The organism is Chryseobacterium sp. T20 (assembly GCF_047345655.1).
Lineage (GTDB): Bacteria > Bacteroidota > Bacteroidia > Flavobacteriales > Weeksellaceae > Chryseobacterium.
This window is the reverse complement of record NZ_JBLFDU010000001.1, coordinates 980,610-992,554: the sequence shown is the minus strand read 5'-3', so window position 1 is coordinate 992,554 and position 11,945 is coordinate 980,610. Positions and strand designations below refer to the sequence as shown.

The 11,945-nt window shown below is 37.6% G+C and carries 8 protein-coding genes; 2 read left to right on the top strand and 6 right to left on the bottom strand.

Annotated elements, in window-relative coordinates; all coding sequences use genetic code 11:
- Positions 1-36: 36 nt before the first annotated feature.
- Positions 37-1,362: a DUF937 domain-containing protein gene (locus ACMA47_RS04370; RefSeq protein WP_413928823.1), complete on the bottom strand. Its 1,326-nt coding sequence runs from the start codon at positions 1,360-1,362 to the stop codon at positions 37-39.
- 118 nt (positions 1,363-1,480) lie between these two features.
- Positions 1,481-2,956, bottom strand: coding sequence for a proline--tRNA ligase (gene proS / locus ACMA47_RS04365; protein ID WP_413928822.1), 1,476 nt, complete (start codon positions 2,954-2,956; stop codon positions 1,481-1,483).
- A gap of 144 nt (positions 2,957-3,100) precedes the next feature.
- Here proS and ACMA47_RS04360 point away from each other — a divergent pair, with 144 nt between their 5' ends.
- Entirely contained in the window at positions 3,101-4,201 is a 1,101-nt protein-coding gene (locus ACMA47_RS04360; RefSeq protein WP_413928821.1) for a prolyl-tRNA synthetase, read from the top strand.
- Positions 4,202-4,255: 54 nt separating this feature from the next.
- Positions 4,256-5,641, top strand: a complete 1,386-nt coding sequence (locus ACMA47_RS04355; protein WP_413928820.1) for an OmpP1/FadL family transporter — start codon at positions 4,256-4,258, stop codon at positions 5,639-5,641.
- 120 nt (positions 5,642-5,761) lie between these two features.
- Here the strand turns inward: ACMA47_RS04355 and ACMA47_RS04350 are convergent, their stop codons facing one another.
- From ACMA47_RS04350 to ACMA47_RS04335, 4 genes are all read right to left on the bottom strand, one after another.
- Positions 5,762-7,414, bottom strand: coding sequence for a RagB/SusD family nutrient uptake outer membrane protein (locus ACMA47_RS04350; protein WP_413928819.1), 1,653 nt, complete (start codon positions 7,412-7,414; stop codon positions 5,762-5,764).
- A gap of 10 nt (positions 7,415-7,424) precedes the next feature.
- Complete coding sequence (locus tag ACMA47_RS04345) at positions 7,425-10,163, bottom strand: SusC/RagA family TonB-linked outer membrane protein (protein WP_413928818.1); 2,739 nt, start codon at positions 10,161-10,163, stop codon at positions 7,425-7,427.
- Between the two features lie 279 nt (positions 10,164-10,442).
- Complete coding sequence (locus tag ACMA47_RS04340; RefSeq protein ID WP_413928817.1) at positions 10,443-11,171, bottom strand: ZIP family metal transporter; 729 nt, start codon at positions 11,169-11,171, stop codon at positions 10,443-10,445.
- A complete protein-coding gene (locus ACMA47_RS04335; RefSeq protein ID WP_413928816.1) occupies positions 11,171-11,896 on the bottom strand; it encodes a class I SAM-dependent DNA methyltransferase in 726 nt (241 codons plus the stop codon). Before ACMA47_RS04335 ends, ACMA47_RS04340 begins: the two co-directional genes overlap by 1 nt.
- Positions 11,897-11,945 lie beyond the last annotated feature (49 nt).

Below are 11,945 nucleotides of genomic sequence, written 5' to 3'. Positions count from 1 at the left end.
TGCTTTCCGGGATCTAATTTTTATTCAATCTAAAGATTATTTTGCAAATCTTACAGCCATTTTTCTGTCGGCAGCTCTTTCAGCATCAGAAGCTTTTGCATCTACTTTAGCAAATTTGCTTCCGTAGCCTTCAGCTTCTAAGACCTGAGCACCAACTCCTGCTTTTACTAAAGCAGACTTGATATATTCAGCTCTGGCTTTTGAAAGTTTTACATTGTTGGCTTCGTTTCCGGTTTTGTCTGTATAACCTCCGATTTTGATTTTTGCATCAGGGAAAGCTTTAAGGATAGCCACTAAGTTATCCAATTGTCCTTGTGAACCTGCTTCAAGTTCAGTAGAACTTCCCATTTTGAAATTTACGTGATCGAAATCGTACCACTTATCTTTCAATGCTGCATCATCAGCTGCATTTTTGTAGTTTCCGGATTTCAGGAATGTAATCATCTGATCTTCCATTCCTCCTTTATAACCTTTTAACATCACTCCGTTAAGATCAATGTCTTCATCTGTTTTAGCTGTTGCAGGAGCAGGTGTTACTGTAGCAGCAGCAGTATCCGTAGTTGTGCTGGTTGCTGTTGAGTCAGATGTTGTGGTAGTGGTTGTAGTGGTTTGTTTTTTCTCACACTGCTTCCATAAGAAATAAGCTGCAGCGATCAATAATAAAAGCGGAAGCAACCATTTCCAGATTGAACCTCCGCCTTGATTATTATTGTTATTATTTTCAAATCTTTCTCTTACTTCTCTTGCTCCTTCTGAAACATTTTCTCTTGCTGTAGCAACACCTTCAGCGATGTTATCTTTAGCAGTAGAAGTTACTGAAGAAACTGTTTCTTTTGCCTGGCCAAACCAATTTTCAGCTCCTAATCCAAAGGAAGCCAAAGAAAGACCTGCAGGCAATAAAGAAGAAATAATGCCTTTCTGATCATTCAGTAAGCTGGAAATACCTGAAGCACCCAAATTATTGTCTGTTGCATATTTTCCCACAGTGCCTACTGTAGCTCCAGTCACCAGGTTTAACAAAGAACTTGCAGAGGTATTGCTTACTCCTGAAAAACTGGCAATAGAATTCACTAATGCACTTACTTTATCTCCAAAAATTGAAGACAACAAGTTTGAAATAATAGGATTGCTGGACGAACCACCTAATAAATTTCCTAAAATTCCACTTGAAGAGGCTTGTGTAATAGCATCCACAACGCCAGGTTTATCTGCATTATTGGCTAATCCACCTACTACAGCAGGTAATAATCCGCCAATTGCTTTAGAAATACCGGATTCACTTTCTCCAAACTGCGATGCAGCCTGTGAAACCAATGCGGGACCTAATTGTCCTTTAATTAAATCAATGACATTTAAAGACATAATAATAAATTTTTTTGATTAATGTTGAGATAAATTTAAACAAAAATCCGTCCAAATGTCACTTTTTTTTGAATATTTCTTTAAAAATTAATGATTTTTTTCTAAATCATTAAAATTTTTAATAAGCTTTTGCAAATAATACACGTCTCTTAGATGGTTTTCCTGAAATCAAAGAAATTCCTTCTTCTACATCATTATCCAAAGGAATACATCTGATTGTAGCCTTCGTTTCATCCTTGATTTGTTCCTCTTCTTCAGCCGTTCCATCCCAGTGTGCATAGATGAATCCACCCTTCTCTTCCAGCACTTTTTTGAATTCTTCATAAGTATCCACTTTCGTGATATTATTTTTTCTGAATTCAAATGCTTTGTTATAAATATCCTGCTGAATCGTTTTCAATAGATCTTCGATATAAGAATCAATTCCTTCAATAGAACGAACTTCTTTAGTCAGATTATCTCTTCTCGCAATTTCTACAGATTTATTTTCAAGGTCTCTTGGTCCCATTGCAATTCTTACAGGAACTCCTTTCAATTCATATTCTGCAAATTTCCATCCTGGTTTGTTCTGAGTATCATTGTCAAACTTCACAGAAATTCCTCTTGCTCTCAATTTAGCCTGAATATCTAAAGCCACTTCACTGATTTGTTCCAGTTGCTCTTCTCCTTTAAAGATAGGAACAATCACCACCTGAATTGGCGCAAGAGTAGGAGGCAATACCAATCCGAAATCATCAGAGTGCGTCATAATTAAAGCTCCCATCAGACGGGTAGAAGTTCCCCATGATGTTGCCCATGCATGTTCGATTTTCCCTTCTTTGTTGGTGAATTTTACGTCAAATGCTTTTGCGAAATTCTGACCTAAGAAGTGAGATGTTCCAGCCTGTAAAGCTTTTCCGTCCTGCATTAATGCTTCAATACAATACGTTTCATCAGCTCCTGCAAATCTTTCAGAAGGTGTTTTTAACCCTTGAATTACAGGAATGGCCATAAAGTTTTCTGCAAAATCTGCGTATACTTTATTCATCTTTTCTGCTTCTTCAATAGCTTCATCTTTTGTAGCGTGAGCGGTGTGACCTTCCTGCCATAAGAATTCTGCTGTTCTCAGGAAAAGACGTGTTCTCATTTCCCAACGAACAACATTTGCCCATTGGTTGATTAGTATCGGTAAGTCTCTGTAAGACTGAATCCAGTTTTTGTAGGTATTCCAGATAATTGCTTCTGAAGTAGGACGAACAATAAGTTCTTCTTCAAGTTTTGCGTCCGGATCCACAATCAGTTTTGAAGGATTGTCCGGATCGGTTTTTAACCTGTAGTGGGTAACAACAGCACATTCTTTTGCAAAACCTTCTGCATTTTTTTCCTCAGCCTCAAACAAGCTTTTGGGCACAAAAAGCGGGAAGTATGCGTTAACGTGACCTGTTTCTTTGAATTTTTTATCCATTTCATCACGCATTTTTTCCCAGATCGCATAGCCATACGGTTTGATCACCATACATCCACGCACGCCTGAGTTTTCAGCTAAATCAGCTTTTACAACCAGCTCATTATACCATTTGCTGTAATCTTCGCTTCTTGAGGTTAATTTTGCCATTATTTTTTAAAATTTTTTTAACTTTTGTACATTATTGTTATCTAAAAATAAAAATCTATTTTTGATAGATTTTTTTACCAGTATTTTGGTACATTTTTGGTACAGATTGCAAATATAATTTAAATTAAAAATTTTTACGTTATCATGAAAAGAAATATACATAAAAATTTGCTTGGTCTGCTAAGATCCAAAGGGATATTGGCTATATCGGGCGGATTATTACTTGTGTCTTGTGGTGCTCAGATGGGAGGGTATAGCGAGACAGACGGGGTGTATTACGACCCCAATAAGGATACGCTACCTGAAGGAGTTATCATTAATGATAGCGGAAACAGAGTAGGAGAATACTATGACTACTACCAGGATTCCAATGTAATTCAAAATGCACAGACGAATTCCAGAGAGCAGCAAAACAGATATAACGATTGGAGTGGTACCAATACAAATTGGAACTCTAATGCTACAGACTCAGATTGGGGACTTTATTCAGGTTCTCAGACGAACTACTATGACAACTCATGGGGATGGGGATCTCCTTGGGGATGGTATGGTGGTTACAGCCCGTATTGGGGTTGGGGTATGAACCGTGGCTGGGGCTGGGGTGCAAGTATGTCCTGGGGTTGGGGCGGATCATTCGGATGGGGCTGGGGAGGCTCTTACGGATGGGGAAGTCCATACTGGGGATACGGCTATGGCGGATATTATGATCCATTCTGGGGCGGATACTACGGAAATCCTTACTGGGGTTACGGAGGCGGTTACTGGGGTGGTGGCTACTACAACAGACCTGTTTACAGAAGAAGTGGTATCAGTGGAGGTGGATTCCAGAATACAGGGGTAGCCAACGCAGTGTACAGAACGAATACAAATAATTCAGGTTTCAGAAACACTAATAATAATGGTGGTTTCAGAGATACTAACTCAAACGGAGGTTTCAGAAACAGTAATGGCGGTTTCAGAGATGGCAATTCCGGAGGTTTTAGAAACGGTAATTCCGGAGGCTTCGGAAATACACAGTCTAATGGTGGATTCCGTAATTCTGCGCCACAAACAAGACCTAATTACAATTATCAGCAACCACAACCAAGATATAACAACAATAACGGAGGCTTCAGATCTAATGATTCAGGAGGTTTCAGATCTAGTGGTGGCTTCAACTCCGGAGGAGGAGGCTTTAGAGGCGGTTCTTCAGGAGGCGGTGGCGGAATGAGATCCGGCGGCGGAGGCAGAGGTGGCTTTAGATAATTTTTCAAATTAATAAACTATTAAAAAATAATGTTAAAAAAATCTTTAGTATTAATGAGCATTTCTGTTGCATTTTATGCACAGGCTCAGGATGTTTCTGTCATAAGAAATACTGTAGAGGTTTATTCAAGTACTCCTATGGTGGGATCAGCTAAGTTTAATGCAATGGCTGGAGCTAATGGTGCGCTAGGTGGTGATGCAAACTCTTTGCTTACGAACCCGGCAGGTTTAGGAGTCGCTATTTCAGGTGAGGTTTCAGGAACTTTATCTATTTTAGGAAATAAAAACAAAAGTACTTTAGGAGGATCTACAATAGATTATAGCAAAACCCGAGGAGACCTTGGAAATGCAGGAGGAGTAATTGCTTTTCCTTTGATGACAGAAACCGGATGGAAGTTTATCAACATTGGTATTAATTTTTCTAATCAGAGCTTAGACAATATCATCCAGTCACCGGGAAATAATAAGGTCGTTTATGCTTTTGATAAGAATGATACTACCAAGGATGCTGCATTAGCGGGGCATATGTATGAAAGATACGGAAACTTGTCAAAGATGAGTTTTGGAGTTGGAGCCAATTATAATCATAATTTATATTTAGGAGCAGGTTTCAATTTTTTCAATGCTTCATTGGACCAATATGATACTTTGTTGTACCGAAACATTGCCAATGGTTCTACAGAAGCATTCAGTAAGCAGGATACTCCTTATTCAGAAAGATCATCAGGTTTTTCTGCTTCATTAGGGGTAATCGGGAAGTTAAGTCCTAACTTCAGAGTGGGAGCATCTCTTGAAACTCCTACATTCTGGACAATAGACAGAAATTATTACTTCTATAATGATCCTGTTTATGGAGACGATATGGGAGCTGAAAACAGAAAATTCACTTCACCTCTTAAAGCAACGGTGAGTGCTGCGTTTGTAGCAAGTAAAAACTTCTCATTGAACGTAGACTATACTCTTGGACTTACAAAACCTGATTATAAAGTATATGGAGGTGCAGAAAGAGAATTGAATGATTTCTTCAAAGAAAACTACAAGAATCTTTCAGAAGTAAGAGTGGGAGCTGAGTACAGAGTACAGCAGTTCAGATTGAGAGGAGGATACTCTTATCAGTCAAGTCCTTTTGATGCACTTACAATCAGTAGATTTAATGATGCAGGTACTGTGGGAGATGAGTCTTACGACAATCTTATGCTAAGTGATAGAAATACACTTTCTTTCGGTATTGGATATGATTTCAAATCATTCTATATCGATGCATCTTATCAAAATATATCTTCCAAATATGTAAATCCTTTTATGAGAGGATACATGGGTGATAATTTTGATTCATCATATTATTCTTCGAGTAAAATTATTGAAAGTCAGGATTATGCTGTAAGTAATGTGAAAAACAACAGAAATAATTTCTTCCTTACTTTAGGATGGAAATTCTAATCTGATGCTTTAAAAAATATCAAAATATACAAAGAGGCTGCCCGAAAATTTTGGGCAGCCTCTTTTTTGTTGATTTTGTCTCCTACTCATATACAATAGAAGTATACGTATATCCATTTTTTAATCCGGATTCTGCACAAGATTTGGCTGGATCTGGATTTGCTGTTCTGGAATATATTCTACCACTCTGTTATGAGTGTAAGGTACCGTATAAAAGGCATTACTTCCACTTAAATGGGTGCCGGGATACTGCCTGTCGAGATCCAGTTTGTTTCTGAAAACATCATATCTTCTATGTCCTTCAAAAGCCATTTCCAATCTTCTTTCCTGTAGAACAGTGTTCAGCGTTGTCTGTCCTGCCGGAACTGAATTGTATACAGGTATTCCTGCTCTTGTTCTGATGATATTTACATCTGCGAGTGCTGAAGCGGTATTCCCTTTTTTCGCTTGGGCTTCGGCTCTGTTCATGTATATTTCTGCCAGTCTTATAACAACCGGAGACCACAATTGTGGAACTCCTTCCTGTAAGGAACATTTTAAAACATAAAATTTAGGATATCCGTTTCTTTTATCCATATCATTATCCAGGTAAACATAAGTTTTCCCACCGGTTGCATTGATAAAATAATAGTTTGTTTTATTGGGTGTTACCTCAGATTGTACCTGATAATTGATATTATTCATGGTAAAATAAGTGTTTCCATTCTGCTGGAAAGTCTTTTGAAATTGATAACTGTAGGTGGTAGCACCGGATGAGTTGGTTCCTTTTTGTACCCAATATGCTACCGGAACTGCCGGACTGCTGTATTTTGGAGAAATAAATTTTAGTCTTGCATCCTGAGGATTTTGATTGATAAGATCAAGATAAGAAGAAGAAGCATACATTTCACCCCAGCCCACATTCTGTATGGTAGCATACATAGAGCCTATAGTATACCAGCCATCACTATAGTCTCCATCTTTATTGTATTTAAATGCAAAAATAGTTTCGGTATTCGATTCAGGAGTTTTGGTAGCATAAGCAGGCAATTCTGCTTTAGACAAAAGGGTATATTTTCCGGAATTGATGACTTTATCTGCATATTCAATCGCTTTATCATTATTTTCCATGTATAAATAGACTCTGGAAAGTAAAGCCTGTGCTGCTTCTTTGGATGCATATATGTTGTTTTTATCCAGGGTCATCAGTTTTTCTGCTTTCAGAAGATCACTTACCACCTGATTGTATATTTCTCCCACAGTGGCTCTGGCAGGCAAATCGTTGACGTCGTCAGATAGTTTTAAAGGTACTCCGGAATTGCCGGTCCCCTGATTATATGGTCTTCCAAATACATTGACCATAGAAAAATATACATAAGCTCTTAAGAAATAATTTTCGCCTATGAGCTGATCTGTTTCTATGTCTTTTCCTTCGGCAACCTTTGATATCACTCTGTTGCACCCAATAATAGCCTTGTATCCGGAGTTCCAGATAATATTGGTGCGGGCATTGTTTTTAATACTTTTATAATTATAATAATAAAAGAATGAATCGGTGGTAGTTCCGCTGATATCAATATTATCGCCACCATATTCACTGATTCTGTAGAGGTTGTTGTAAAAACCACCACCTTCGGCATCTCCTTTAAGCAATGCATAATTTCCTAGCGTTATGGTTTTTAGTCCTGTTGCGTCTGCAAGGATAACATCAGACTCTTTTGAATCATATGGTGAACGATCTATATTGCATGCCGTTAATGATACTATAAGAATGGGAATGAGTATTTTTTTCATAATTATTTTTTTAAAATGAAAAGTTTAAGCCTAAAGAAAATCTTCTCGGAATAGGGTAGATAGCTCCTGCATTGCCAGAATAGACGTTTTGACTATCTGCATTACCAACTTCCGGATCCACTCCGGAAAATTTGGTGATGGTGAATAAATTTTCACCCATAATATAGATATTCGCCGATTTTATTTTCATCTTTTCTGTTAGAGATGCAGGTAAATTATATCCTATTCTCAGGGATCTTAATTTGACAAAGCTGGCATCTTCAAGATAACGTGATGAAGGCTTATTTGTTAATGAATTATTGTTGTATACAGCAGCCGGATGGGTTGCGATATCTCCAGGCTTTTCCCATCTTGTCCATCCATCTTTTAAAACCATCTGGTTGTAATACGGATAGGCACCGTCTGAATCAAATAATTCTCTGTACGAGTTATATACTTGCCCTCCCTGTGAGAAATAAAGATTTGCGGCAAAATAGAAATTTTTGATATTCAGATTAGTACTTACAGAACCATAATAATCTGGTGTGGCAGCTCCTACCACCTGAACGGTAGCCAGGTTGTATTTTGAGGTTGCGCTTCTGCTTCCATCCGGATTAATGACCTCCCATTGTGCTTCACCATTGTCCGGATTTACACCCAGCCACTTTCTCATATAGAAAGAGTTAACGTCATATCCTTGTATAGCTACATGATAATTGTCCAATACCTGTGTGCCGTTATTTCGGGTTGAAAGGACACTGTTTTTATAGGTGCTGATATTGAACCCCAGATCCCAGTTGATATCCTTTGAGCGGATAATGGAATAATTTACATTGAACTCCCAGCCTTTGTTTCTTACGTCACCGATATTCAGGTACTGTCTGTCAACACCTGTCAGTGATGGCAGAGGGACAAGCATCAGCAGGTTTTTCGTTTTATTATTAAAATAATCAATATTTAAAGTAAGCCTGTTATTAAATGCCCTGATATCCGTACCGATATTATTCTGATAGATTGATTCCCAGGTTAACCCAGGGTTTCCGAGCTGGTACCATGTTGCTCCTATTTGTCCGTCATATTTCTCAGTCAGTCTATACAGGTCCTGCCATCCGTAATCCGGACTGGGTGTATTTCCCACAAGTCCTCTGCTTGCTCGTAATTTCCATTCGTTAACAGGTTTTACTTTGAAGAAATTTTCTTTATGAATATTCCATCCCACACTATACGCATAAAATAAGCCGTTTCTGTTGTTGGCACCAAATGCAGAAGATGATTCGCTTCTTAAAGACCCTTGGATAAAATATTTTTTATCATATACATACTCTGTGTTAAACAGGAATGCATTATAAGCGCGGTCAAGCTTTCTCCCTGTTGGCTTTTGTCCTGTGGTTGCTCCAGTATTAAAAATATCTGTACCAGGTACTACGCCATAAACCCCTGCTCTTGATGACTTATAGAATCTGTCGGTATATTCATACGCAGCTAATGCGTTGATGTTATGATTTCCAAAATCTTTGTCAAATCTCAGCATCTGGTTGAAAAATTTGCTGATATCTCTTTGATAGTTTTCTGTTAGCTCCCCTTTATTACTTGTTCCACTGATCGATCTGGGATCGGTATAGTACATGTCATCATAGTTTTTGTAGGTAACATTGTTGGTACTGATGAATTTGAGATAATCAGTAAACCTGACTTCAGCATCCAGATTTCCTATGAGGTCCAGTTGATTACTTTTACCATAGTTCCATTGAAGGTCATAAAGGTAACTGCTTTTATCTCTTCCATACCAATCTGCGTAATCCTCATCCACCCGGATCAGATTTCCATTGGCATCTCTGGGGTTGTCCCATGGCATATTAAGGTACATCTGATAAAGGGAAGCCTGAGTATCTTTTCCTGTGGTATATGATAAACTGACTTTGGGTTTCAGTATCAACCAAGGCTTTATGGTTTGTTCATGATTGATTCTGAATGAGAGCCTATTGTATTCATCTCCTTTTATTGTTCCGGTTTCATTATAATAATTTCCTGAAATATAGGTTTTGGAATGGTCCGAACCACCTCTGAAATCAATAGTGTAATTTTGTACAACTCCTGTTTGTGTACCGTCTTTCAGCCAGTTGTAACCATCATTTCTAAGGGTTTTAGGGATTTCAGGTGCTCCTTTTAATGAGGTGAAATAATCATACAGTTGCGTTCCGTTCATAAGCTTGAAGCGCCCGTTGTTAAACACATTAAAAGAATTATTAAGAGATGCGCTTAATGTTCCTTTTCCTGAATTTCCTGATTTGGTAAATACCTGTACAATACCATTTGCAGCTTTAGAGCCATACAAGGCTGTAGAAGCGGCATCTTTTAAGATGTTGATACTTTCAATCTGATTGGGATCCAGATTGGGGGCATAGGGCATTACTACGCCATCCACCACCCAAAGGGCAGAGCTAGGGCCATTGATAGTAGAAGTACCCCTGATTTTTACAGTGGCTACAGAACCTGCAGAGCCTCCGCCAGGTAAGATTTGAACGCCAGCGGCTTTTCCCTGCAGAAGACCGGATACGCTGGGGGTATTGGAATCCTGAAGTTTTTTGTCGGAAATAACAGAAACGGCAGCTGTAAGGCTTGATCTTTTCTGTGCCTTGTAGCCGATAATTACAATGTCATCAATTTTTTTTTCTTCTAAAGAATCTGTTTTCTTTGTCGTCTGGGCTGCTATAAAACCCGTCATTAAAAAAAAACAGACTGATGTCGTTAAATTTTTTTGTTTTTTCATACATATTTAGGTGATGGTAATGTTGCTAATGTACAAAAAACAATGTGTTGTTATTATGAGCGTGTTAAAAAATGTTAAAAAATATGTTTCGTTTTTGTTTTAAGTGTATATAATTAATTATTACTTAATCTTTTATGTAAAATATTTTTTAAAAAACAAATTTTAACTTATATGTCTAAACAGGTGTGAGTAAATATTAACGGGAATGATTGTGAAAAAAGTGGATCATTACTACAAATACAATAAAAAAAGCTCTGGATTTCAGAGCTTTTTTATTTTTTAATGAGAATGAGCAGTGGGGTGTTGATGGAAAACATGCATCATGAGTGCAAGTGAAACTCCTAAGACAACCAGTCCGATCTTTACCCAATCGATATTGTGATTTTTATTACTTTCAAAAATGATTACGGATGAAATATGAAGAAAAATTCCCCCTACGATAGCCAGAAAATAGGGCTGAAGATCAGGATTGAAATAATTTCCTAACAACATTCCCATTGGAGAAGCCAGAGCAAATAAGGCTACAATGAGAATAGAAGGATAGGATGAAGAACTTTTTGATTCTCCCTTTCTGTTAAATAAAAATGCTCCCAGAATAAATGAAATAGGAAGATTATGAAATACAATTCCCCAAAGGTATGGTGACATTTCATGCTGCTCATTAGCCAAAGGAATCCCTTCAATAAAAGCATGGATGAATAGTCCTACCATTAAAGCAACGGGAAGAATATTATGTTCACTATGATGATGGAAGTGTCCGTGTTCAAAACCTTTGGTAAGGGCTTCCAGAATCATCTGGAGAAGAACTCCTGCAATTACAAATATCCCAAGACTATTGCTTCCGGCAGAGGTGTAAACCTGTGGAAAAACTTCGTTGAGGCATATTGTAATCAAAAAACCGGCACTTAATATCAGTAAATTTTTAGCCAGTTTCTCTTTTTTACCAAAGTGTTTTCCAAGGAATACTCCTGTTACAACACTTAAAATCAGTAAAAGTACTGTTGTCATTATTTTTTCTTAAATAAATTGATGCATCGCGGGGAATTTTCTTTCTTAAATTCATTCAGCTGATAATCTCCCCAGATTTTTATTCTTTCAAATCCACATTCAGAAGCATAGGCATGAATGGCTTCCAAGGTATGAAGTTTTACTTTTTCAAAGAAATGAAACGGTTTACCGTCAGCCTCAAAACGGATATCTTTGATGATATGTCTGCCTTCGATCTTCTTTAAGATTCTGAACTCAATATCGCCGCGGGTTATTGTGGTTTCAGGAACTAAGGTACTTCTTACAAATTCTTCATTCAGATAGTCCAGTACAAAATATCCTCCTGGTTTTAAAGCATTGTAAACCGATTGGAATACTTTCTTATCATCGCTTTCATTGTCAAAATACCCGAAGCTTGTAAATAAATTGAATACAGCATCCATTGGATCCGCATCAATAGGGTTTCTCATATCATGAACTTCAAAAAGTAAAGTTTGATTTTCGTACTGTTTGTCAGATTCAATACTTTGTCTTGAAAGATCAAGTCCCAAAACATCATACCCTAATTTATTAAGGAAAACAGAGTGTCTTCCCTTTCCACAGGCAAGATCTATGATTTTCGACTGAGGCGGCAACTGAAGGTCCGCTGTGAGCTTTGTAATGAAGTTTTCTGCTTCAGTATAGTCTCTGTTGCTATAAAGCAAATGATAATAAGGGGTATCAAACCAAGATTCAAACCATTCCATAATGCAAAAATAACTAAATTTGTGCGGTTAAAAGCAAAGTATTTTACAA